The 24,020-nt window shown below is 44.4% G+C and carries 23 protein-coding genes; 13 read left to right on the forward strand and 10 right to left on the reverse strand.

The features are described from left to right. Positions 1–115 precede the first annotated feature (115 nt). Positions 116–544 carry a hypothetical protein gene (locus RNZ41_RS02535; protein WP_314027495.1) on the forward strand — a complete coding sequence of 143 codons (429 nt, stop codon included), beginning with the start codon at positions 116–118 and terminating at the stop codon, positions 542–544. A 69-nt stretch (positions 545–613) separates the two neighbouring features. Here the strand turns inward: RNZ41_RS02535 and RNZ41_RS02540 are convergent, their stop codons facing one another. The 3 genes from RNZ41_RS02540 to tsaB all read right to left on the reverse strand — a co-directional run bounded on the left by RNZ41_RS02540 (position 614) and on the right by tsaB (position 3,042). Then, a complete protein-coding gene (locus RNZ41_RS02540; RefSeq protein WP_314027496.1) occupies positions 614–1,414 on the reverse strand; it encodes a class I SAM-dependent methyltransferase in 801 nt (266 codons plus the stop codon). A gap of 6 nt (positions 1,415–1,420) precedes the next feature. Continuing rightward, positions 1,421–2,257 carry an undecaprenyl-diphosphate phosphatase gene (locus RNZ41_RS02545; protein WP_065253339.1) on the reverse strand — a complete coding sequence of 279 codons (837 nt, stop codon included), beginning with the start codon at positions 2,255–2,257 and terminating at the stop codon, positions 1,421–1,423. Between the two features lie 113 nt (positions 2,258–2,370). Then, positions 2,371–3,042 (reverse strand): tRNA (adenosine(37)-N6)-threonylcarbamoyltransferase complex dimerization subunit type 1 TsaB, encoded by a 672-nt coding sequence (gene tsaB / locus RNZ41_RS02550; protein WP_314027497.1) that lies wholly within the window; start codon positions 3,040–3,042, stop codon positions 2,371–2,373. 333 nt (positions 3,043–3,375) lie between these two features. Here tsaB and RNZ41_RS02555 point away from each other — a divergent pair, with 333 nt between their 5' ends. The 3 genes from RNZ41_RS02555 to ubiA all read left to right on the forward strand — a co-directional run bounded on the left by RNZ41_RS02555 (position 3,376) and on the right by ubiA (position 6,046). Beyond that, positions 3,376–4,191 carry an oxygen-binding di-iron domain-containing protein gene (locus RNZ41_RS02555; protein WP_309593456.1) on the forward strand — a complete coding sequence of 272 codons (816 nt, stop codon included), beginning with the start codon at positions 3,376–3,378 and terminating at the stop codon, positions 4,189–4,191. 16 nt (positions 4,192–4,207) lie between these two features. After that, positions 4,208–5,026 carry a methyltransferase domain-containing protein gene (locus RNZ41_RS02560; RefSeq protein ID WP_314027498.1) on the forward strand — a complete coding sequence of 273 codons (819 nt, stop codon included), beginning with the start codon at positions 4,208–4,210 and terminating at the stop codon, positions 5,024–5,026. Between the two features lie 108 nt (positions 5,027–5,134). Then, on the forward strand, positions 5,135–6,046 hold the full coding sequence (gene ubiA / locus RNZ41_RS02565) for a 4-hydroxybenzoate octaprenyltransferase (protein WP_314027499.1): 912 nt from the start codon (positions 5,135–5,137) through the stop codon (positions 6,044–6,046). A gap of 69 nt (positions 6,047–6,115) precedes the next feature. On the opposite strand, the gene purN is transcribed toward ubiA, so the two are convergent. Further along, positions 6,116–6,811: a phosphoribosylglycinamide formyltransferase gene (gene purN / locus RNZ41_RS02570; protein ID WP_314027500.1), complete on the reverse strand. Its 696-nt coding sequence runs from the start codon at positions 6,809–6,811 to the stop codon at positions 6,116–6,118. A gap of 164 nt (positions 6,812–6,975) precedes the next feature. After that, the gene (gene purM, locus RNZ41_RS02575; protein WP_314027501.1) at positions 6,976–8,022 is read right to left on the reverse strand and encodes a phosphoribosylformylglycinamidine cyclo-ligase; all 1,047 of its coding nucleotides are present in this window, start codon (positions 8,020–8,022) and stop codon (positions 6,976–6,978) included. A gap of 315 nt (positions 8,023–8,337) precedes the next feature. Between purM and RNZ41_RS02580 the strand changes: the two genes are divergently transcribed. Both RNZ41_RS02580 and ttcA read left to right on the forward strand, forming a co-directional pair. Next, complete coding sequence (locus RNZ41_RS02580) at positions 8,338–9,564, forward strand: AI-2E family transporter (RefSeq protein WP_314027502.1); 1,227 nt, start codon at positions 8,338–8,340, stop codon at positions 9,562–9,564. 293 nt (positions 9,565–9,857) lie between these two features. Beyond that, a complete protein-coding gene (gene ttcA / locus RNZ41_RS02585) occupies positions 9,858–11,060 on the forward strand; it encodes a tRNA 2-thiocytidine(32) synthetase TtcA (RefSeq protein WP_409950721.1) in 1,203 nt (400 codons plus the stop codon). A gap of 256 nt (positions 11,061–11,316) precedes the next feature. On the opposite strand, the gene RNZ41_RS02590 is transcribed toward ttcA, so the two are convergent. Continuing rightward, positions 11,317–11,982 carry a DUF2799 domain-containing protein gene (locus RNZ41_RS02590; protein WP_172823583.1) on the reverse strand — a complete coding sequence of 222 codons (666 nt, stop codon included), beginning with the start codon at positions 11,980–11,982 and terminating at the stop codon, positions 11,317–11,319. 241 nt (positions 11,983–12,223) lie between these two features. On the opposite strand from RNZ41_RS02590, the gene RNZ41_RS02595 reads away from it, so the two are divergent. The 3 genes from RNZ41_RS02595 to topA are packed head-to-tail and all read left to right on the forward strand — an operon-like array spanning position 12,224 to position 16,304. Beyond that, complete coding sequence (locus RNZ41_RS02595) at positions 12,224–12,979, forward strand: ParA family protein (RefSeq protein WP_096489275.1); 756 nt, start codon at positions 12,224–12,226, stop codon at positions 12,977–12,979. Between the two features lie 8 nt (positions 12,980–12,987). Then, a complete protein-coding gene (locus RNZ41_RS02600; protein WP_314027503.1) occupies positions 12,988–13,488 on the forward strand; it encodes a hypothetical protein in 501 nt (166 codons plus the stop codon). Between the two features lie 47 nt (positions 13,489–13,535). After that, a complete protein-coding gene (gene topA, locus RNZ41_RS02605; protein ID WP_314027504.1) occupies positions 13,536–16,304 on the forward strand; it encodes a type I DNA topoisomerase in 2,769 nt (922 codons plus the stop codon). A gap of 58 nt (positions 16,305–16,362) precedes the next feature. Here topA and RNZ41_RS02610 read toward each other — a convergent pair whose 3' ends face one another. Both RNZ41_RS02610 and hslO read right to left on the reverse strand, forming a co-directional pair. Further along, positions 16,363–16,584 (reverse strand): dodecin family protein, encoded by a 222-nt coding sequence (locus RNZ41_RS02610; RefSeq protein ID WP_065253328.1) that lies wholly within the window; start codon positions 16,582–16,584, stop codon positions 16,363–16,365. A gap of 233 nt (positions 16,585–16,817) precedes the next feature. Continuing rightward, positions 16,818–17,753 carry an Hsp33 family molecular chaperone HslO gene (gene hslO, locus RNZ41_RS02615; RefSeq protein WP_314027505.1) on the reverse strand — a complete coding sequence of 312 codons (936 nt, stop codon included), beginning with the start codon at positions 17,751–17,753 and terminating at the stop codon, positions 16,818–16,820. Positions 17,754–18,121: 368 nt separating this feature from the next. Between hslO and RNZ41_RS02620 the strand changes: the two genes are divergently transcribed. From RNZ41_RS02620 to RNZ41_RS02635, 4 genes are all read left to right on the forward strand, one after another. Next, positions 18,122–19,201 (forward strand): glutamate/aspartate ABC transporter substrate-binding protein, encoded by a 1,080-nt coding sequence (locus RNZ41_RS02620; RefSeq protein WP_096489271.1) that lies wholly within the window; start codon positions 18,122–18,124, stop codon positions 19,199–19,201. A 136-nt stretch (positions 19,202–19,337) separates the two neighbouring features. Continuing rightward, the gene (locus RNZ41_RS02625) at positions 19,338–20,084 is read left to right on the forward strand and encodes an amino acid ABC transporter permease (RefSeq protein WP_040404072.1); all 747 of its coding nucleotides are present in this window, start codon (positions 19,338–19,340) and stop codon (positions 20,082–20,084) included. Next, a complete protein-coding gene (locus RNZ41_RS02630) occupies positions 20,081–20,752 on the forward strand; it encodes an ABC transporter permease subunit (RefSeq protein ID WP_314027506.1) in 672 nt (223 codons plus the stop codon). Before RNZ41_RS02625 ends, RNZ41_RS02630 begins: the two co-directional genes overlap by 4 nt. 116 nt (positions 20,753–20,868) lie before the next feature. Then, positions 20,869–21,597, forward strand: a complete 729-nt coding sequence (locus tag RNZ41_RS02635; RefSeq protein ID WP_286130603.1) for an amino acid ABC transporter ATP-binding protein — start codon at positions 20,869–20,871, stop codon at positions 21,595–21,597. 72 nt (positions 21,598–21,669) lie between these two features. Here the strand turns inward: RNZ41_RS02635 and RNZ41_RS02640 are convergent, their stop codons facing one another. Together RNZ41_RS02640 and RNZ41_RS02645 are read right to left on the reverse strand one after the other, a co-directional pair. Further along, positions 21,670–23,028, reverse strand: a complete 1,359-nt coding sequence (locus RNZ41_RS02640; protein ID WP_314027507.1) for a WS/DGAT/MGAT family O-acyltransferase — start codon at positions 23,026–23,028, stop codon at positions 21,670–21,672. Positions 23,029–23,055: 27 nt separating this feature from the next. Next, positions 23,056–23,907, reverse strand: coding sequence for a thiazole synthase (locus tag RNZ41_RS02645; protein WP_314027508.1), 852 nt, complete (start codon positions 23,905–23,907; stop codon positions 23,056–23,058). Positions 23,908–24,020: the final 113 nt, after the last annotated feature.

A 24,020-nucleotide genomic window follows, 5' to 3' on the forward strand; every position in this document is an offset into this window, starting at 1 on the left:
GGTGATATCATTATCATCTTTGAATTAGCAACCTCATTGATTGAGCAATTTTTACTATATAGGCTATCAAGTACGTTGTCGGGCTGAGCGATTTATTGATAGTAGAGGAATACCCATGCAAAACACCCTAGCAAAAATCACCCTGCTGAGTTTAGTATCGGCGCTTACGTTGACAGCTTGTGATAAAAAGACTGACAGCACAGACAACGCCGCGGCAGCATCAGCGGCAGAATCACAAGCCGTACCAATGTCAGCTGCGCCTGCCGATGAAAAAAATAGCGCCGCTGTGACCGAAGCCAATGCCACCGTAGATGCTGGTCCTGACGCTACCAGCGCCAGTGTCACCGCAGCGACCCCTGTTGATGCGATGCCAGCGAGTAACACCGAGGCAGACGCTGCAGATGACGGCGGCGCGGATAATTCAGACATGGATAAGATTACGGAAAATGATACCGTGATTGATAATGCGCCTGCCTCGCCCAATGCACCAAAAGCCAGCGATGATGCAGCGCCTGCCGTCGGTAACCAAAAAGTCGGTCAATAACAACTACACGCACAAAAAAAGCTGATACCCATCAGCTTTTTTTAACACTTCATCTAAACGCTGTTCAAACTAAATGCTGTTCAAATAATTATCAAAACGCACGATATCATTTGATAGGCTTAAGTTAGGCGATTGATCCGCAAGAAAAGGTGCTGATTTAGGTCGTTTGACTACCACCATACCCCGTGGGGTTATTTGCGCCAATGCTGCCGCCAATAATTGTTGTGATTGCGCAATCGACGGTGGGGTCGTCACAGTATGCAACATCTGCATATGTTTATTAACCGCTGATTTGTAGCTATCAGTGGGAAACATCGGATCTAGATAGACACGGTCGACTTTTGGCAATTTAGCCAGCAACTCTATCGCGTCGCCATGATAAATCGTTAATCGACTCATCAATTTTTGCCAGTTGCGATGCTGCGCCATTTTTTGCTGTTCCAGTTGCAGTAGCAAAAACATAAGTGGCTGCTGTTCAAGCAAAGTCACACTGGCACCGGTACTTGCCAAGATTAGGCTATCATGCCCAAATCCTGCGGTTGCATCAATGACAGTCATGTTGGCTTGTAGCTGCATGGCTTTGAGTAGTAGTTCAGTTTTTTTGCCCGCTTTGACCACCCGCTGTTGTAGGTTTTGCCAATTGGGGCTGACTTTCATGCCCGCTGCGATGACAAAAACGTCACCTACCTCATCAATCAGCACACTGTTATCATCGACTGATTTCAGCCATTTTTGAGTTACTTTGCTAGTAATCTTTTGTGGTTGTAAATTGACGGATAAAGGGGCGAGTATGGTCTCAATGTTTGCCAAACGCTGCTCGCTTGGCAAAGTGTTAACATAATACAGTTGGATTGATTGATGAGATAGCATGGCGAATTAAATATAGCCCAGCATACCAGCGATGAGTACCAGTACGCCTACCACGATGCGCCACCAAGCAAAAATCGTAAAATCACGGGTACTGACCCAGTTAACCAACCATTTGATGAAAATCATAGCAAAAATAAATGAGACTACCACACCCACTGCCATGATGGTCCAGTCTTCAGCGCTGGTTAAAATATGATGGTTTTTGGTCAGATCTAATAGCCCAGCACCTACTAATACAGGAATCCCTAAAAAGAAAGAATACTCCGCAGACGCCTTACGTGATACCCCCAAAAATAGGGAACCAATAATGGTAGACCCTGAGCGAGAAGTACCAGGAATCAAGGCAAGACATTGAATCAAACCAATGATAATCGCCGTTTTAATATCAATATCTTCCGCTTCGGCATATTTGACCGTATGTTTGTGTTGTTGGCGCTCTGCCCAAAAGATAATCAAACCACCGACAATCAATGAGATCGCCACTACGGTTGGGTTAAATAACGCCGCTTTTAACGCTTTATCAAACATCAAACCTATCAGCATAATCGGAATGGTGGAAATAATCAGCGAGATACCCAATTGACGCGGGTTGTTACGCTCAGGGTCTTTACCCGTAATAAGTCCCATCAAGGCGCGCCATAGCCGCCCCCAGTACAAATAAATTACCGCTGAAATCGCACCCAGCTGAATGACGACGATAAATAAATCGGCTTTATCTTTGGTCCAAAAATTTAACAGGGAGTCGGCAAGAATTAAATGCCCGGTACTTGAAATCGGTAAAAATTCGGTAATGCCCTCAACCATGCCCATGATGATGGCTTTAAAAATCAAAATAAGATCCATAACGTATCCAACTATGTTAGTTATTAACAGTCAAAGCTAACAATTTTTGCGCTTATAACAAGGTAAAGGGTAGCGAGTCAAACTTAACACAACATGAGTAATCAGCCGATAAATTAAGCCTTTTGTTGTTCGGCTAGGGTTTTCCACGCATTATTTCTTAAATAAACCGGCAGTGCCAGCTCAGCAGGGACGGATTGGTGCTGCTGGTACAAGGTTAGCCCAAGTTTGGCAATGATAATCGCTGAGGGGCGAATATCGGCAAAGATGGCTTGACCTAGCTGCGCATTGACCAAGGTTGCGCCATTCCCTACTAAGGCTAAGTCTTTGTCTATCACACTGTCATAATCAAGCAAATGCTCAGTAGCACCTGCCACAAGTTGCATGATACCATCGCGCACGGCGTATTCACCGGCGTACACTTGGTTCATGCGCGCATCTGTCAGCGCCAATACGTGAGGGCGTTGGTGTCGTTCAAATGCCGATTGGGCGATAGCTTGCAGGCTTGATACCGGCAAACAAGGCACATCATGGGCAAAAGCGATGGCTTGCGCTACCGCCGTATTAATGCGTATACCACTAAAAGCCCCGGGACCTCGATTAAAAGCAATCGCAGTCAGTTGTGACCAATCAATCGATGATGCTGTCATCAGCGCTTGTATCATCGGCAAAATTTGCTGGGTTTGCAGACGATTTCCCGTCAGGGTCTGTTCAGCGATGACATTACCTGCTAAATCCACGAATGCCACCGAGCATTGGTCAAACACACTTTCAAGTGCCAAAATCATAACAAATTGCCTTTACCGTTTGCAGCAATCATGCGCTTAAAGCACACAAATTTTGCCTAAAAAATTGCTTGGTATGATACCACTAAAAACAAATTTGAGCACAATTTAGTTAACATGGATTTAAGCAGAAATGCCCTCAACCCCGTCAATAAAGTGCTATAATCCTTACTATTTTTAAGGGTTTAAAGACAGTTTATTGAGGCAAATAACGAACGGTTAACAATGGTTTGCAAAGTCATTCAAAGTCCCTCAAAGTCACTTTGCTGCACAATTTTATAGCATGTTTTATTAGTGGTCTAAGTTTTATTTGTCGGTTAAATGGGTAGGTAGGCTATGAGCGGTAAAATAATTTTTGATAATGGCAAGCATCAGTGCATTATGTTTAGTGATTTGGTAAAAGGTGACGGTATTCAGTCCAATCAATTTTTAATTTTGCACTCAGATGAAGAAACTGTCGGCGCGGTTATTGACCCAGGGGGTGATTTGACCTATACGCCGCTAACCCTCGCACTACTCAAACATACGGATATAAGGCATATCCGCTATGTGATTGGCTCACACCAAGACCCTGATATCATTGCGTCATTGCCGCGTTGGCTATTGCATACCCAAGCCAATATCGTCATCTCAAGATTGTGGGAGCGTTTTTTACCGCATCTTAACTCCGCGTTTACTACTGACCGTCTGCAAGAAGGGTATCTTAAGCGCTTGATTGCATTGCCGGATGAAGGCGCGGTGTTGCCTTTGGGAAAAACCCAGTTATTTGCTTTGCCTGCGCACTTTCTGCATTCAGAAGGTAATTTTCAGTTTTATGACCCCATCAGCAAAATTTTATTTTCAGGCGATATGGGGGCTTCGTTGCTCGGTGATGCGAATGTGCCAGTGGAAGATTTTGACGCGCATATTCCGACCATGCGAGGGTTTCATCAGCGCTACATGGTCAGTAATAAAGTCACCCGTTTTTGGGCAGATGCGGTTCGGCAGTTAGATGTCGAGATGATTGTGCCGCAGCATGGCAAATCTTTTGTTGGCAAAGCCATGATTAATCGCTTTTTGGATTGGATAGGCAATTTGCCTTGTGGGGTTGATTTGCTCACACAAGACGATTATGACTATGCAAGGCTGATTAATAGTGTTAAAGTTGACTGATTTGTTGTTTTAGTCGATGATGTCTTGTACTGTTACCCCTGTTTTTGAACAATTTGCCAACTCATACGATGCCGCCACGCCGATTCAATCGCAGGTGGCAGAGCATTTGGCGCAGCTCATTGTGCGTTACCATACCGGCGTAACCGATATGTGCGTGGTTGATGTGGGCTGTGGCACAGGAAAATTGACCCAAGCGGTGATGTCAAAGTTTTTACAAAATGCAGCGTTAGCTTCCGCTCAGTTATATGGCGTCGATACTGCTGCCAGTATGCTTGCAATTTGGCAACAGCGAGTCGAGCATCTTTTGTCGATGCCGCAGTCATCTACCTCATCCTCACCAACTTCTCCAATGACGCTGCACAGCCAAGCGCTTTGCGCCAATATGGCAGATACGGCATTGGCAAATCAATCTGCCGATTTGGTGATGAGTAGTTTTGCCCTTCATTGGACGTCGCCAAGCGTTATCGCAGAGCTTGGGCGCATCGTCAAAACCAAAGGTCAGCTGCATTTGGCGATTCCGGTGGCAGGTTCTTTTCATGAAGTCAGTCAGCGCTTTCCCAAGTTACCTGTTTTTGATTTTTTACCCAGTCACGCTTGGCTAGCGGCGATACACACTTTGCAGCAACAGCGTCAAGGTACGCTAATTTATCACACCGAGCAATCGTTTGCTGCCTCTTATGACAATCTAAAAAGTCTGTTAAAAAATCTCAAGCAAATGGGCGGCGCCGTCTCTGGCAAAGATAGCATCGATACGGCGACATTTAGACGCTATCTGCAAGACCAATCGCCGATTGGGCTGGATTATGAGCTGCTGATGATTGGCATACAGCTGTAAGGGTAACAAATTTATCGACGATTTGACTAACGTTTAGCGTTACACTATTGGTTAGCCACGCTAGCGTCAACCTTCTATTCCTTTTTGATTAGTTTAATTAAACATGCTATGACTACACACACTCTGTCTTTTAAAGATAAGCTACAAGCCTATATTCACCTGACCCGCTTTGATAAACCTGTGGGCATTGAGCTGGTGTTTTGGTCGACTTTATGGGCGGTGTTTTTGGCGGCAAAAGGGTTTGAGCAATTCCCCCCTTGGCATGTGGTGGCAATCTTTGCGACGGGTGCGGTGTTGATGCGAGCGGCAGGCTGCGCCATCAATGACTTTGCTGACAGAAAAGTCGATGGGCATGTGTCGCGAACCAAAGGTAGGCCGCTGGCGGATGGTCGCTTGACGGGTAAAGAAGCGGTTTGGACGTTTTTAATTTTATCTTGCGTGAGTGCAGCGCTATTAGTGTTTTTGCCCGTGCAGGTTTTTATTTGGTCATTTGGTGCGGTGGCGCTGGCGTTTATCTATCCGTTTATGAAACGCTTTACCCATTTGCCGCAAGTGTTTTTGGCGGCGGCTTTCGGTTGGGCGATTCCGATGGCGTATGTTGCGGTATCGCAAGTATTAACGGGGCAGACAGAGGTTGATATTTGGTGTTGGCTGCTGTTTGTCGGCTATATGTGCTGGACGGTGGCGTATGATACCCAATATGCGATGGCAGATCGTGAGGATGATTTAAAAATTGGGGTCAAATCCACCGCGATTTTATTTGGTAAACACGATGTGTTGATAATTAGCCTACTTCAAGGGGTGTTTTTGCTCAGTTTGGCGGGCGTGTTTTGGCATTATTTTGGCGCGCTTTCAGTATTGGCGTTGCTACCTATCGTTGCCATGTTTTACCGACAAAATAAACAATGTCTTACCTATGATCGTAAGCTTTGCTTTAACGCATTTTTAGATAACGTGTGGGTAGGGCGCTATGTATTTTTGCTAATCGTGATATTGAGTGTATCCACGCTTCGAGTATAAACTATGATAAACATAAAAAAACGCCTAAATTTGATTGTAGGCGTTTTTTTTACTATGCCCATAATTTGACTATACCCATAACTTAATAGGCAAATTGAGTCCAAGGCGGTTGGTGAGTTGGTTATTTTTAAGCGAAACAATCCGCTCAGCAAATAATCCCACCACCATAGGCAGCAACTGGTACTCCATCGCATGAACGCGCTGCTGTAATTGGTCAGCGCTCTCAGCCGCGTTGACGCAGGTCACCGCTTGGGCGATGACTTCCCCTGCATCGAGTTCGCTCGTTACTAGATGCACGCTGCAACCATGATAGCGCTCGCCTGATTGTAGCACGCGGGTATGGGTATCTAAGCCTTTATAATTGGGTAGCAGTGACGGGTGCAGATTTATCATCGGCACGTTTAATCCCGTGCTGCTGGTGACACCATCAATAAATAGCGGCGTTAAAATCCGCATAAATCCTGCCAATACCACCAAATCAGGTTGCCACGCGTGTAATTCTTGCAGTGCCTGTTGTTCAAAACCGACACGGGTATATTTTTTACCATTATCGTCTCGCTCAATCACCGCGGTTGCAATATTGGCTTGCTGCTGCTTATTGGCAAGGCGGATGCGCTCAAGTGCATAGGCATCGGCTTTATTACTAATTACGCCCACGATTTGAATGTTCAATAGTTGCTGTAGCTGCTTATCAATTAATACTTGCAGGTTACTGCCACTGCCAGAGACGAGGACGGCAATTTTTAACGGGGTAGGGTTTGTCATGTTCAACTTCATAATGATAGCAAAGCAATAGGTTGGAAAAAGTAAGGTGCGTAAAAACGCACCTTTTAAGCTAGCTCAATGGTAAATTAGCTCTAGGATAAATTAACTCAAGGGTAAAATAGCCCAATAATAAAATACCCTAATTAGTCGAGTCGCGGATAAAATTAGCGATAGGTTACCGCATCGCCTGTTCTTTCAACGATTTCACCCAATTTCCATGCGGTTTCGCCTTGTTCGTTGAGTAAGTCAATGGCTTGGTCTGCTTTATCTGCCGGCACCACGACGACAAAACCCACGCCGCAGTTAAAGGTGCGGTACATTTCCATCTGCTCGATATGACCTTTTTGCTGAAGCCATTGGAACACAGGCGGGAATGTCCAAGAACTCACATCAATTTGCGCCGCCAAATGGTCGGGCAATACGCGTGGTAGGTTCTCCGTCAAGCCGCCACCGGTGATATGTGCCATCGCATGCAAGCTTGCGTTGCCCAAGGTTTTTTGCAGTTGTCCAATGGCTTTGACATAGATTTTTGTCGGTGCCATCAACACGTCTTTTAATGCTCTGCCGTCTAATTGTTCGGTGGCAACATCGGCACCGCTGACTTCAATGACTTTACGCACCAGTGAGTAACCATTTGAATGCACGCCGCTAGAGGCGATACCGATTAACACATCACTGTTGGCAACGTTTTTACCCGTGATAACTTCCGACTCTTCGACGACGCCCACACAAAAACCTGCCAAATCATAGTCGTCATCTTGGTACATACCCGGCATTTCAGCCGTCTCGCCACCGATGAGTGCACAATTTGCCAATTTACAACCCTCACCAATACCGGTGATAACCGTTGCTGCGGTATCGACGTCTAGTTTTCCTGTGGCATAATAATCCAAGAAAAATAACGGCTCGGCGCCACAGACGAGCAAGTCATTGACACACATCGCGACCAAGTCTTGACCAATGGTGTCATGCTGCTGAAGTTGTAAAGCCAGTTTGAGTTTGGTACCGACACCATCAGTCCCTGAGACCAATAATGGGGATTTATAGCCTTGTGGAATACGGCACAAGGCGCCAAATCCACCCAAACCACCGACTACTTCAGAGCGGCTAGTTGCTTTGGCAACTGATTTAATGCGCTGAACTAACGCTTCGCCAGCATCGATATCGACGCCAGCATCTTTATAACTTAACGAAGTGGGTTGTGTAGTCATGGTCTTCCTATCGCCAGAATCATTGGGAAAAGTAATACGCGCATTATACCCAAATTCCCATCAAAAAGAAAAATAATCCATTGCTTTGCTAGCTGGCTAATATTAGGCTTTTCATCGTTGATGACGCCTTCTAGCCCCACAAATGTGATAGGGCTTTATAACATAGCTTTGAATATTTGTATGAGTTGTGCAGTTTGCGCTATCTATTTTTGTCAAATTACCTAAAATTAGTCGAAAATACAACGATGGCAGTGACCGTCTTTTATTTGACATTACCCTTATATTTTTGGCGTATTTGGCTTTTTTGAGGAACCTATGTACAACCCATTCCCTTATCGATTTACGAAAGATGTGTTTTTCAAACGGGTATTTATATCGCTGTTTTTGGTTGCAATAGGCTATATCATTTATCAATTGCAATCGGTAATTTTGCCATTTTTGGTAGCATTTATTTTGTCGTATGCGATTAATCCGCTGGTACAAAAATTACAGGACAAGGCACACATTCGCCGCTGGGTGGCGATTTTGCTGGTATATTTGTCCACTGCGCTGATGATTGGATTGATACTCTGGTGGCTCATTCCACTGGTGTGGGAGCAGTTACAATCGGCATGGAAGTATGTACCGACAGCGATTGACTATTATAACAATACGCTTCGAGGCTGGGTGCGTTCTCACACACCCATACGCTTACCTGCCATGCAAGTACGTGATATGTCCAAAGGCTTGGTCGATTATCTCAAAGAAAACTACAATATCACTGATGCGCGTTCATTTTTTACCAATTTAATGTTATCGGGCATGAATATAATCAACGTGGCGGGCATTGTGGTACTGGTGCCGATTTTGATGTTTTATTTTTTATATAATTGGGATGAGCGCTTGGTAAAAATGCGTCATATGATTCCCAACCGTTATATTCCATCGGTCTATCGTATCGCCAAAGAAAGTGATGAAGCGTTGATGTCATTTATCAAAGGTCAGCTACTAGTGATGGTGTTGCTCGGTATGGTGTACGCGGTGCAATTGCAACTCATTGGACTTAAAGTCGGTCTTATCATCGGTATGATGGCGGGTATCGCAAGTTTTGTGCCGTATCTTGGCTTTACCCTTGGCTTTATTGCGGCGATTATTGCAGGGCTATTTCAATTTGGCGTGGACTGGGTACATTTAGTGCTAATTGTCGGTGCCTTTATGGTAGGGCAGGCGGTGGAAGGTTATGTTTTGCAGCCGTTATTGTTGGGTGATAAAATTGGTTTATCACCATTGTGGGTGATATTTGCGGTACTTGCCGGGGCGGCACTGGCAGGCATTGCAGGTATGCTGATTGCTTTGCCGCTCGCCGCTGTGCTCAATGTGCTATTCAAACATGCGTATGACAGTTACCGTGAAACTGAGTTTTATAAAGGCGATGCCCAATATGGTTTATTTAAAGAAAAAAATCTGATGGATATCAAGCTTGAGGAGCAGCAAAAACAAATCGAGGCGCAAATGAAAAAAGAAAATACCAGTTGGATGGCGCGGATAAAAAATATCTTCTAAAACAGCAAGATGTCATTCAAATGACTACAAGCGCGCAATTTTGCCGTATAATAGCCGACTATGTGATAGGCGTTTTCTGTTTTCTATCTGATAGGCGGTTATAGATACGCTCAATCAAGCATTTATTGTGAGGAGTTGGTCTGCCTTACGTTAAATGCTTTTTTTTATTTGCAATTTTTCCAATAAATGACGCGTCGTTGATAGGCGATAGCGTCATCATAGGTTTATTTATCGGTTTATCATCAGTTAGGTATCTTATGCAATCAAACAATTCTGTAAGCCCAGCAGCAACCATGCCTGCTGTTGAATTAAATCCCCAATTATCAGCCCAACTATTAGAGAGTGACGTAGACTTAGATAGTGACATAGATGGGCTTGATGATAATGATTGGGGTGGTGAGGCGTCAGACAGTGATGCTTTAGAAAACGAAGCGTTAAACAATGAAGCGCAGCAAAGCTGGGGCGATGCTAAAGGTGACAGCAAAGGCGATGACATCAAATCCGCGCGTTTTCGCAAGCTACAAAAAAAATTACGTAAGCTGGTCTCTTGGGCGATTCGTGACTACAACATGATTGAAGACGGTGATGTGGTCATGGTGTGTATTTCAGGCGGTAAAGACAGTTTTACCTTACTGGATATTTTATTGTTCTTAAAGAAGATAGCACCGATTCAGTTTGATGTGATTGCCGTCAATCTTGACCAAAAGCAACCTGACTATCCTGAAGATATTTTGCCCAACTATCTGACCGAGCACGGCATTCCCTATTATATTTTAGAAAAAGACACCTATAGCGTGGTCAAGCAAATCGTACCAGAAGGTAAAACTTACTGTTCTGCGTGTTCACGTCTGCGACGTGGTTCGTTATATGGATTTGCCAAACAAATCGGTGCAACCAAAGTGGCACTGGGTCATCACCGTGATGATATCATGGCGACGTTTTTCTTAAATTTATTTCACGGCGGTAGTCTCAAAGCGATGCCACCAAAACTGCTATCGGATGATGGGCAAAATATCTTGATTCGTCCGCTTGCGTATGTGGAAGAAAAAGACATTATCAAATATGCCAATTATAAGCAGTTTCCGATTATTCCTTGTAACCTGTGCGGTAGCCAAGAAAACCTACAACGGGCGATGATTAATGACATGCTGCGCACATGGGATCAGCAATACCCGAATCGCTTGGATTCGATATTTGGCGCGATGCAAAATGTAGCACCGTCACAGCTCGCTGACCGTGAGTTGTTTGACTTTGAAAATTTGCAGTTAAAGCGTGATGAGCATATCCGTGTATTTGAAGGGGAAAACATCCAAGCGGGGCAGATTGATGAGCAGCTTCAGCAAAAAGGGGTACCAACCGCACCTGCTGTGCAAACCTTTGACCCCACCAAATCTCAGAAAAACAAAGCGTCTCAAAAACCCAAAGCGCCTCAAAAATCCAACGCCAGCCAAAACGCTGAGAGCCAAAAAATACCGACAATCAATCCTTTGATTTGACAACCAAGCGGGTCAAGCACACGGATATTTTGGCTGCTGTAATGGGTTAGGCTATTGAGGTGATAAGCGGTTGATTTAATAAGCTATTGGTTTAATAAGAAAGTTCGGTTAAATACACCCGAACTTCTTTTTTAGTTTTAACCTGTAAATTATTGTCATCACGCAGCGAGTTATATTGTTCAATGAGATTGCGCAACGAAATTTCAAAACAAAATTTCACAACGAGTTGTCCCGTTGTTTTTTATCTTATCCGCGATTATTTTTTTGACCCTATAGTTGCATCATTGCTAGGGGTAACGGGGCTTGGCATAACAGGGCGAGGCGCTACAGGTTGGCTTGATGTAGGCTGATGGGTATCAGTGTATTTTGGATAGCGGTTGTTAGGTACACTCCGCGGATAATACGGACGTGACCTTCTATCTAAACCGCCCCAACCACCAAAACGATTACTATAGAAGGGTGAGCCCCAAAATGGGTCGGTGTTGTACCACAGTTGATTTAGCCTTTGCTCACGTTGGTAGTTGAGATAACCTTCGTCATGCGCTTTTAACAAATCAAGCGTCATCGATTGTGGGCATACATCATTGTAATCGTAGCCCTCACGTCCCAACTGATAAGCGCGTAGCGGCGTGCAATAACGTTTTAACCCTGCTTCACGACCTTGTTGCCACTGTTGCTGATCAGGCACAGTATTAGCTTTAGCGCATTGCTTGATATGCTTTTGAATATAATCTTGACTGCGACCCAGTAAACCATCTTGATAACCAATGGTTTGCCAATTGCTTTGTTGGCATTGAGTGGGTGTTAATCCGCCGCCTAAGGTAGCACAACCTGTCATCGAAGCAGTGACAGCAAACAGTCCAAGCATTTTTTTTGAGGTGGTTGCTGGGTGATAGGTCTCTATGAATGAAAGCATCGTCATGGTGGCACCTTTGAGGTTTACGGTCGCCATTAGCCAGTCAAAAACTGGCTAAACCGATCAAACCGTTAATGAATTGATATTTTTTAATTTAGCAGATTATTTATATAAAAGCATTTATCAATGGTTAAAATTTTGTTAGGCTACTTAATACAACCAAATGAATAGCGTCAAATTAACAGGGTCAAAATTTTGAGTTAATGTGGTGATATTGCATTAATTTTTTATCAACAGGGTGAGGGTCATGCAAAAAATTTTAATCGCCAATCAAAAAGGGGGATGTGGTAAAACCTCGATTGCGGTGAGTCTAGCGGCGGCATTGGCAAACCAAGGCAAAACAGTGGCATTGGCAGATGCAGACCCCCAAAAATCAAGCCTACAGTGGCTAAAAATGCGCCCAGCGGACGTACCTGCCATTATCGGTATTGACTGGCGCGATAGCAATGATATAGGTGATATCCCAAAAACCTTGGGTAAAAACGACTGGCTGATTATTGATGCCCCAGGTGCATTATCAGGCACTAAAGCCGAGCAGCTGATTGCCGAATGCAAGGCGATTTTAATTCCTGTTTTGCCCGCTTTTTTTGATATTGACAGTACCAAACGCTTTTTAAAAAGCCTAGAAGACATTAAGCGTATCCGCAAAGGTAAAGTCGATATTTATCTAGTTGCCAATCGCGTGCGTAGTCAATTGATGCAGGACAATGAACCGACCGAAAAACTGATGGCGTATTTTGCTGATATTGGGCAGCAACCCCTGGCTTGGCTATCTGAGCGTAGTATTTATCAAGCGTTGGCAGAGCGTGGCTTGACGATTTTTGATAAAAGCCAAAAACCGTATCGAGACATTCAAGCCCAGTGGCAGCCAATTATAGATATGCTAGCTTCCGAGCCGCAGCCGACTGATAAAGTTGACGCCAAAGCCGAAAACAAAGCTGACACCAAAACCGAAGCAAAAACGTCATCTAAAAAATCCAAAAATAGCAGCTGGTACGAGTAATATAATCAATGGGAATATGGATAGCCATCGCCATCGGGGTGTTTATTGTCGGTAGTATCATGGGGTTAAAACCATCTGCTCGCGAGACCATGCGTGATAATCTGCGCATGGCAGCCAGACGCGTGGGCGTGCAGCCAAAACTGGTCGCATGCCCTGATTGGATTATCGGCGATACAGGCGAACGCGGTAAAGGCATGATGGCGCAATACGGCGTGGTGATTGAGGACGCGAAGATGCGCCCCTGTGATTATCAAGTGATTGAGGGCAAATGGCGACCCTTTACCGGGCATTATCCCGCTAATTTTGCGCTCGATAATCGGGAGGTGGATTTACCGGCATCCATCGCAACAACCGTTAAAGGTTTAAGCTGTAAAGCCAATTTTATCTGTATTTATTGGCAAGAAAATAGCCAACTGGGCATGAAATCAGAACTTGAAACCACCGAAAAAGACCTAATCATGTTAAAAAGTAAATTGCATGATTATGCCAAATTGGTGCAGAATAACTAACTTTTCGTATTTTAACTTACCCTTTTTAATGATTTTGTGAACCCAACATGAGTAAAACACCGACAGCGAGAAAATCAACCAAAACTACGGATACGGCTGATACAAAAGCAGACACGAAAGCCGCCCAAAAAGCCGCAACCAAAGCCGCCGCGCCCAAATCAACAGCCACATCAAAAGCATCAAAAACAACGCCTAAAACGTCGGGGCAAGGCAAAGCCTTGGTGATTGTGGAATCCCCTGCCAAAGCCAAAACCATCAATAAGTATCTGGGAAATGATTTTATCGTCCGCTCTAGTGTGGGGCACGTGCGTGATTTACCTGTGTCGGGTTCTGGCGCAGCAAAAACTGACGATAAGTCCGATACCAAACTTACCAAAGAGCAAAAAGCGCAGCAAGCCTTGGTACGGCGTATGGGCATTGACCCCGAGCACGACTGGGTGGCACATTATGAAATTCTACCCAGCAAAGTTAAAGTCATTAAAGAATTAAAATCCCTTGCCAAAGACGCCAAAGAAATTTATCTTGCAACCGACTTGGATAGAGAAGGGGAAGCGATTGCCTGGCATCTTAAAGAAGTCATCGGTGGTAGTGATGACAAATACAGCCGTGTGGTATTTAACGAAATCACCAAAAACGCGATTCAAAATGCCTTTAAAAGCCCCACCAAGCTAAACTATGACCGTGTCAACGCGCAGCAAGCTAGACGATTTTTAGACCGTGTCGTCGGCTTCATGGTATCGCCATTGCTATGGCAAAAAGTAGCGCGCGGACTGTCAGCAGGGCGAGTACAATCTGTCGCCACGCGTCTAGTAGTGGAGCGTGAACGTGAAATTCGCGCTTTTACCCCAGTGGAATATTGGGAAATCCATAGCAATACCCACAGCCAGCAAGCCAAACAAGAGACCATTCGCCTAGAAGCGGTAAAAAAAGCGGGCAAACCCCTTGAACTAAAAAACGAAGAAGCGACCAATGCGATTGTTGCGCTGCTTGAACAGTCAGATTTTATCGTAGCGGATCGGGAAGAAAAACCTACCCAGTCAAAACCCGCTGCACCCTTTATCACCTCGACACTTCAACAAGCTGCAAGTACTCGCCTTGGTTTTCCGGTCAAAAAAACCATGATGCTGGCTCAGCGCCTGTATGAAGCAGGTCATATTACTTATATGCGAACCGACAGTACTTTTTTGTCAGCGGATGCACTTACCAGTTTGCGCGGTTTTATTGACAAGCAATACGGCGCAAAATATGTCCCAACATCGCCCAATGTGTATGGTAACAAGCAAAATGCCCAAGAAGCGCACGAAGCGATTCGCCCCTCAGATGTCTTGGTGCAATCTGCCTCGCTAAAAGACATGGAGCGCGATGCCCAGCGCCTATATGAGTTGATTTGGCGCCAGTTTGTGGCATGTCAGATGCCACCTGCGCAGTACCAATCCATGACGTTGATTGTCAATGCTGGTGAGATTGAGCTTAGAGCCAAAGGTCGCGTAATGACCTTTGATGGGTATACCAAAGTACAGCCCCCTGCCAAAAATGAAGACAATCTATTACCTGATGTAAAAATCGGGGAAAAATTGGTGGTCGATAGTATCGAGCCTACCCAACATTTTACCAAGCCACCAGCCCGCTATACTGAAGCGAGCCTAGTCAAAGAATTGGAAAAACGTGGGATTGGTCGTCCGTCCACGTATGCCGCTATCATCTCAACCATTCAAGAACGTGGTTATGTCAAGGTAGAAAACAAACGTTTATTCGCCGAAAAAATGGGTGATATTGTCACTGACAGATTGGTTAACAGCTTTCCGCATTTGATGGACTATACTTTTACCGCTGGGCTTGAAGAAAACCTAGATGAAGTCGCTGAAGGTCAGCAAAACTGGAAAAAAGTGCTGGATGATTTTTATGGCGATTTTAAAGGCAAGTTAGAGCGTGCCAAAGACGAAGACGGCATGAAGCCTAATGACCCAACCGATGTCCCAGATATTCATTGTGACTTATGTCAGCGCCCAATGCAGATCCGTACAGGCTCTACAGGGGTGTTTTTGGGTTGTACCGGCTATAATTTACCCCCCAAAGAGCGTTGTAAAGGCACCAAAAATTTGATGCCTGTGGAAGCCTTTCATAGCCAAACCAGTAAAGAGAGCCAAAATCTCGGTGAGGACGACGCGGACAACAACGACGAGATACAAGCGCTACTTGAGAAAAAACGCTGCCCGAAATGCCATACCGCGATGGATGGGTATATCGTCGATGGCGGGTTAAAACTCCATGTCTGTGGTAACAATCCTGACTGTGATGGCTATCTATTAGAAAAAGGCGTCTTTGAAACCGCAGGCAATGACGATGTGCCTACCATACCTTGTGATAAATGCGATGGGCAAATGGTGCTTAAAACTGGGCGTTTTGGTGCCTATTTTGCCTGTCAGCAGTGCGATAACACCCGTAAAGTGCTCAAAAATGGCGATGCAGCGCCGCCACGCATGACCGCAATCCCTATGCCAGAACTCAAGTCACAAAAATTTGATGACCATTATATTTTGCGTGAAGGGGCAGCAGGGTTATTCTTGGCAGCGTCAAAATTTCCTAAAGTGCGCGAGACGCGCCCACCAAAACTGTCAGAGTTACGCGCGATACAAGATCAGTTGGAAGATAAATTCCAGTATTTATTTAGCGCGCCAGATACCGACAATGAGGGCAATCCAACAATTTTGCGTTGGAGTCGTAAAAATGCAGAGCAATATATCGGCTCAGAAAAAGACGGCAAAGCCACTAAATTTGCCTTGGTTTATCGAAAAGGACAGTGGGTGGAAGAATAATGGCAACCAACAAAAAACCCTAGCCTATGCTAGGGTTTTTTATGGATAAATAAAATCTTTATTTTAAATCAGTGCTGTCATCTTCAATTACAAAGCTAACAATCATCATCACGTTATAGCTAGTGATATTACCATCACTAATGCGTACTTTTTGCTCTTTAATCCAAGCACCTTCCACGTTATTAACCGTTTTGTTGACTTGTGTAATGCCTTTTTTGATCGCATCTTCAAAACTTACCGTTGAGCTGCTGCTAATTTCAATATTTTTTGCCACTGACATAACGATATCCTTATTTTCTATTATATTATTTTCCTAATAAATTTTTAATCTAACACTTATCAAGCTTAACTTAAGTTATCGCAAACCCGATGTTTATAACTTATCAAATATGCAAAAAAATACCAAAGTTAACTTGTAACTTTGGTATTAGTTTTGGCTATCACATCGACTAGAAGCGTAACCAATATTGCGTAATTTTAAATGATGTAAAAGTAGCTATGTAAGCCTTTAAATTAAGCAAAAATCATTTCAATATCTTTGTGATCAAAACGGTAAACATGCCCGCAGAAACCACAATCTAACGCCACCGCGCCCCCATGCTCATTAGCGATTTCTAATGCAGCTGGTTTGCCCAACTGAAAAATTGCCGATTCACTTTTCTGCTGTGAGCAGGTACAAGCAAAGGTCAACGGCATAGGCTCAGCCGTCACCACGTCTTCTTCATGATACAAGCGATATAAAATCTCATCGGCTGGCAAGGTGGTTAATTCTTCAGCTTTTAGCGTTTTGGTTAAAATTTTTAAGCGGGGGAACAAGTCATTATCCACCGTCTCATACTCTTCTTCTGTGGTACGTGGTAGCAACTGCAGCACGATACCGCCCGCTTGCTCACCATCACAAGCCAAGTTGATTAGGGTAGGAATCTGTACGGATTGCTGTTGGTAATGTGCCAAACAATCAGCTAGGTTATCTGACACACGCTCAACGATGCCTTGATAGCCTTCTGCTTGTGTGCCATACGCGGCATCAGGTTGGATATTAATAAATAACACCCCTTCACCCACTTTACCAAGTTTGGCAAAGGCATCATTTGCCGTTTGTGCGGATTGCCACGAGCCTGTCCACTCTGCAAGACCTCGAATGTGACCTTGGTGGTCGCACTCTGCCATCGCCCAAGTTAAGCTGTCCTGTTCAGTATCCGCGGCTGCACCTGAATTTTGTAATTGAATGGATAGACGACCTTCGATTTTTAATGTACCAATCAGCAAGCTTGCCGCAACCAACATTTCCCCAAGTAGTTTTTGCAGGGCAACTGGGTAATCTTTTTGCTGCAATATCGTCTGCAGGCTGTCATTGATGCGTACCACGTCACCGCGTACGGGGCTTTTGTCAAAATAAAAACGTTGGCGCATATCAAAATCGTGAAGTGCTTGAGTCGCTGTTGTCATAAATAACCTATCTTAAGTGAGTTTTAATCAATTTATTGAGCTATAAATGGGGATAAAATACAAAATAGCAAAAAAATGGTAAAAAAATTGTCGATAAAGAAAAAAATATTTTTTGTAAATCTATTGTCACAACACAGAAAAGTAAATTACTATAAACACACATTTTAAATCTTTTGAGTATCCTAAACTATTTTTTATCAGTCATTGTGCAAGGTTTTGCCAAATTTTAATAGGTGCAATGAGAGATGATGAAGGACAGGGAAGGATAAGCATAAAGAGATGGGGGGAGTCTTTTTACTCGATTTGGCATTGAATGCCACACAGCGAAAAGATTAACTAAGAACGTATCATACGACAAGGATCATAGGATGATTTTAATCTCTAAAAAGCCAATCGCCTTAGCAACTGTTGCTATTATGGCATTAGGTCTTGCAGGTTGTAACAAAGCCAGCGACAACAAAGCGGCAGGGACTGAAGGTAGCCAACCAGCGGCAGCGGCTACTGGTGAAAAAACGCTCGATAAAATTAAAAAATCAGGGGAAATCGTACTAGGTTACCGTGATTCCTCAATTCCATTTTCTTATATCGCAGGTACGCCAAACCAACCTGTGGGTTATGCTCATGACCTCCAATTAAAAATTGTTGACGCAGTCAAAAAACAATTGAATATGCCAGACCTCAAAGTGCGTTACAACCTCGTAACCTCACAAACCCGTATCCCATTGGTACAAAATGGTACGGTTGACTTAGAGTGTGGTTCAACCACCAACAATGAAGAGCGCCAAAAACAAGTGGCTTTCTCAAACGGTTTCTTTGAGATTGGTACTCGCTTATTAACCGCTAAAGATTCAGGCATCAAAGATTTTGCGGATTTAAAAGGCAAAACCTTAGTGACTACCGCAGGTACTACCTCTGAGCGTTTTATCAAAAAACTCAACGATGACAAAAAAATGGGCATTAACATCGTTTCTGCCAAAGACCACGGCGAATCTTTCTTGATGTTAGAAAGCGGTCGTGCGGCAGCCTTCATGATGGATGACGTACTGCTTGCGGGTGAAAAAGCCAAAGCCAAAGATCCAAACAAATGGGTCATTATTGGTACCCCACAATCGTATGAAATTTATGGCTGTATGATGCGTAAAGACGATAGTGAATTCAAAAAAGTAGTCGATGATGCGTTGGTTGCGACTTATTCATCAGGTGAAATCAACGACATCTACAAAAAATGGTTCATGTCACCGATTCCACCAAAAAACATCAATATGAACTTCCAAATGTCTGACAACTTAAAAGACTTGTTAGCAAACCCACATGACGGCGCGCAACCAAAAGACGTTGCTAATGCAGCCGCATCTGCTACCGTCAATGCAGTAGCAACGGGCGCTAGTAATGTGGCAACCGCTGTGGCATCTGCAAGCAATGCAATTGCAAGTGCAACAAAACCTTAGTTGATGGGATAACAACAAACTAGGTTAGGAAGGTTACTATCCAACATAAAACTGACGTCATCACCTATCAATTGTGGTTACGTCAGTTTTAGTTTTTGGGTAAATCAATTTGCTAGACAGGATTTTGGGGGTGGCAATGAATTATAGTTGGAATTGGGGCGTGTTGCTGCAACCAACAGGTGTAGGCAATGAAGTCTACTGGCAGTGGCTATTAACAGGCTTTAAATGGCTGTTGGTCATTGGTGGGAGTGGCTGGCTGATTGCCTTAATTATCGGTACGATTTTAGGTATTATGCGTACTTTACCAAATAAAACTGCTAGAGCGATTGGTACGGCTTATGTGAGTTTTTTTCGTAACATTCCGCTATTAATACAGTTATTCTTCTGGTTTTATGTGGCACCTACTTGGCTGACACCTGCCTTACAAAAATGGTGGTTTCAGGAGTTAGACCCAAATACCTCGGCGGTGATTTCGGCAAGTATTGGTCTTGGGTTATTTACTGCGGCGCGTATCGTTGAGCAAGTGCGTACGGGCATTGAATCATTGCCAAAAGGGCAGACCAATGCTGCCTATGCGCTTGGGTTCACCTTGCCCCAGACGTATCGCCATATCGTCTTGCCACAGGCGTTTCGGGTGATTTTACCACCGATGAGCTCTGAGCTTACCAACTGTTTTAAGAATGCCTCGGTCGCTTCATTGGTCGGGGTTACTGAGCTGATTAGTCAAACCAAAACTATCAGTGAATATACCCAGAACAATATCGAAGTGTATACCTTTACCACGATTATTTATTTATTGTTTAATTTGGTGTTGATTTATTTTATGACTTGGCTTGAGAAAAAATTACGCATCAAAGGTCAAATCGATGGGGGTGGCGCATGAATATGATGGAATTACAAGCCGCAATGCCCGGGTTGATGGGTGGCTTATGGATCACTTTCAAAGTGTTATTTTTAGCTATCATTGGCGGTTTAGCGCTGGGTACGATTCTAGCCTTGATGCGGTTATCAGGGATAAAAATTTTAGCCGTGCCTGCCAAGCTGTATGTCAACTTTTTCCGTTCAGTGCCGCTGCTGTTGGTATTGCTTTGGTTTTATTTTGCTGTACCGATGGTGTACAACTTGGTGACGGGCACGTATTTGACGTTGGATACCGCGTTTACTTCGTGCGTGGTGGCATTTATGGTGTTTGAAGCCGCGTATTTTTCTGAGATTGTACGTGCGGGTATCCAGTCAATTGGCAAAGGACAGGTCAATGCCGCTAAAGCCTTGGGCATGACTTATGGTCAGACCATGCGCTTTATTATTTTGCCACAAGCGTTTCGCAAGATGTTTCCGCTACTTTTACAACAGTCGATTATTTTGTTCCAAGATACGACGTTGGTGTTTGCGATTGGCTTGGTGGATTTATTCCGAGCCTCATACGTGCGCGGTGACTTGATGGGGTTATTAACCCCCTATATCTTGTTGGCAGGGGCGTTTTATTTTGTGGTCAGTCTAACCGCATCGACCGCTGTCAACCACCTACGCAAACGCTTTCGCATGGCTTAATCAATATTGAATAAAGGAATAATAACATGTCAGTAGTTACTAAAATTGATGAAACCACCTGGCTCAACGAATTTGGTGGCTTGGTATCAAACAGTGGACACGCCAGTCCCGATATCATGATTAATGTCAACAAAATCAGTAAATGGTATGGCGACTTTCAAGTATTGACCGACTGTACCGCGCATGTGCACAAAGGCGATGTGACCGTCATCTGTGGTCCATCAGGTAGCGGCAAATCAACTTTAATCAAAACCGTCAATGGGCTTGAAGCCTTTCAACAAGGTGAAATCTTGATTGATGGCATTTCGGTCGGCGCCAAAGCAACCGACTTGCCAAAACTACGTAGCCGTGTAGGGATGGTATTTCAGCATTTTGAACTGTTTCCGCATTTATCCATCTTAGAAAATTTGACCTTGGCACAAATCAAAGTATTGGGTCGTAGTCAGTCTGAAGCGCAGAAAAAAGGCTTAGGTTATCTTGACCGCGTGGGCTTGTCAGCGCATGCCAAAAAATACCCTGCCGAGTTGTCAGGCGGTCAGCAGCAACGGGTAGCAATTGCGCGTGCGCTCAGTATGGACCCGATTGCAATGCTGTTTGATGAGCCAACTTCCGCACTTGACCCTGAGATGATTCAAGAGGTGCTTGAGGTGATGATTGAGCTTGCTAATGAGGGCATGACCATGATGTGTGTGACCCACGAAATGGGCTTTGCGCGCCAAGTCGCCAACCGTATTATCTTTATGGATCAAGGTCATATTGTTGAAAACTGCAGCCGTGAAGAATTCTTTGCCGGTGCGCGTAGCGAGCGTGCGAAAGATTTCTTGTCAAAAATCTTAAATCACTAAATATAAAATAAAGTTTATTTCATTAAAAAACGGCAGTCACTGCCGTTTTTTATTATAAAAGTTTGCATTAGCCTAATTGTTCATGAGCGATTCAAATTGCTTGAGTTCCTCTTCCATATAGGCGAGTAATCGTTGGCTATGGGGCAATATTTGGCTACAGGTGACGATACAAAACTCGATTTTATCCACGTAAGTACACAAGGTGATATTCATCGCTTGGTCATTGAGCACAATCGAGGCAGGATACAACGCCTGCAGTTTTGCCCCTTGCCAATACAATGGCTGATGGGAGCCTGGTACATTTGAGATAATCAAGTTAAAACCGCGATAATCGGGAAACAGACCCGTAAGTACCTGCAATCCTGAACGGCTATAAGCAACCCCACTATAAATAATCGACGAGGCTTGCTTCATCCGTGAAAAGCGTTTTTTACTATTTTTGGTGCTGCCATTAATCGTCTTTAACCGTGCAACAGGGTCGGCAAGGTGAGTGGCAAGATTGGCTAAAATAAAGGTAATTTGATTGCCAACGTGTTGGCTTGCGCTATCGTTGTCATCGCGCAGTGATAAGGGTACAAAGGCAATCAAGGGTTTTTTGGGTAAGCCATTGATATCGAGCAAATAACGGCGTAACGCGCCCGAACAAATCGCCAAAATCACATCATTGACGGTCACGGCGTAATGTTTGGCGATGGCTTGAAAACGAATAAGCTCATAAGATTGGGCAGAGATACGCCGTGAGCTTGATACCGGTTGGTTGAGGGGGCTATCTGGCGCTTGGGTAGTGGTAATGTAGTCTTTGTGAAATCGCTCTACCACATTTTTACCTAAGGCTTTGATGGCGGGTGGGATAGCCAGCGCTTGCTCTTTGACGACACGCAGAAGGGATTTATCTTCTGGTATCAAAGCATCAAGTTGGTGACGATGACGGGTCATTAGCGACCAAATTGGCAGGCTAATACGCTCGGTTGGCGATTCTGATAGCGATTTTTTCACCAAACGAATCGCCGCTATCCCATCGACCATAGAATGATGAATCTTAAAATACAACGCAAAACGATTGCCTTCAATCCCCTCGATGATGTGACATTCCCACATCGGTTTGGCACGATTGAGTAATTTGCTGTGCTCTTGGGACACGTAAGTCAATAGCTCACGGATACGTGCTGGTTTTGGCAATGCGATATGGCGAAAATGATGGTCGACTTCAAAGTTTTCATCGGTTTTCCACCATGCTAGGTGATACAACACTTGGTTAAACGGAAAACTCGGCGGCGTCTTTTGCGTGACCATCTGCTGCACCAAATCACTGACAAAGGTATCGCTTGCGCCATCGGGAATCTCAAACAAGAACAGCCCACCAATGTGCATCGGCTGATTGCGATTTTCAAGTAAGATAAATAACTGGTCAATGGCGGTGAGCAGACGCATGGGATGTCCTTATCAATCAATAAAAAATTAGCGGAAAAAATAGCCAGTCTGTGGCGAGCTAGCTTGTGCCATATAACGTGCTGGCATACGACCCGCCAAGAAGGCTTCACGTCCAGCCATCACCGCATGTTTCATGGCAGACGCCATCAACACAGGGTTTTGTGCATGGGCAATCGCGGTGTTCATGAGCACACCATCACAGCCCAATTCTAAGGCAATGGCGGCATCACTGGCGGTACCGACGCCTGCATCCACCAAAACAGGCACTTGGGTTTGCTCAATGATGAGACTTAAAGTATGGCGATTGAGTAATCCCAAACCTGAGCCAATCAAACTGCCCAATGGCATAATCGCCACACAGCCCATGCTCTCTAGTTCTTTGGCAACAATTGGGTCATCTGAGGTATACACCATCACATCAAAGCCATCATCAATTAAGGTCTTAGCGGCTTTGACAGTTTCGATGACGTTGGGATACAAGTTTTTTTCATCGCCCAATACTTCAAGTTTGACAAGGTTGTGCCCATCCAACAATTCACGCGCTAACTGACAGGTACGAACGGCGCTAGCCGCGTCAAAACAGCCAGCGGTGTTAGGGAGAATGGTGTATTTTTCGGGAGAAATCACATCGAGTAGATTGGGTTCATCTTTTTTCTGCCCGATATTCACGCGGCGAATGGCGACAGTGACGATTTGGGCGCCACTGGCAGCGATGGCTTCGCCTGTTTGTGCCAAATCTGTATATTTGCCAGTACCGACAAGCAAACGAGAGGTAAACGTGCGCGAACCGATGTGTAGCGGGTCGTTTGCGGTTATCAGCGTATTTTGGCTTGAAGGATTTTGGGTCGCAGGATTTTGAGTTAAAGTGGTTTGGGTCATTGTCATCCCTTTTTAAATTTTGATTGTCATGGTTATCAATCAGTAAAAAATGCTTTAGTATAACAAAATATAGCCTGACTCAGGGTCTTTTTGTGCGCCTTGGTAGGATTTGT

The sequence above is a fragment of the Moraxella sp. DOX410 genome (assembly GCF_032248735.1).
Taxonomy (GTDB): domain Bacteria; phylum Pseudomonadota; class Gammaproteobacteria; order Pseudomonadales; family Moraxellaceae; genus Faucicola; species Faucicola tetraodonis.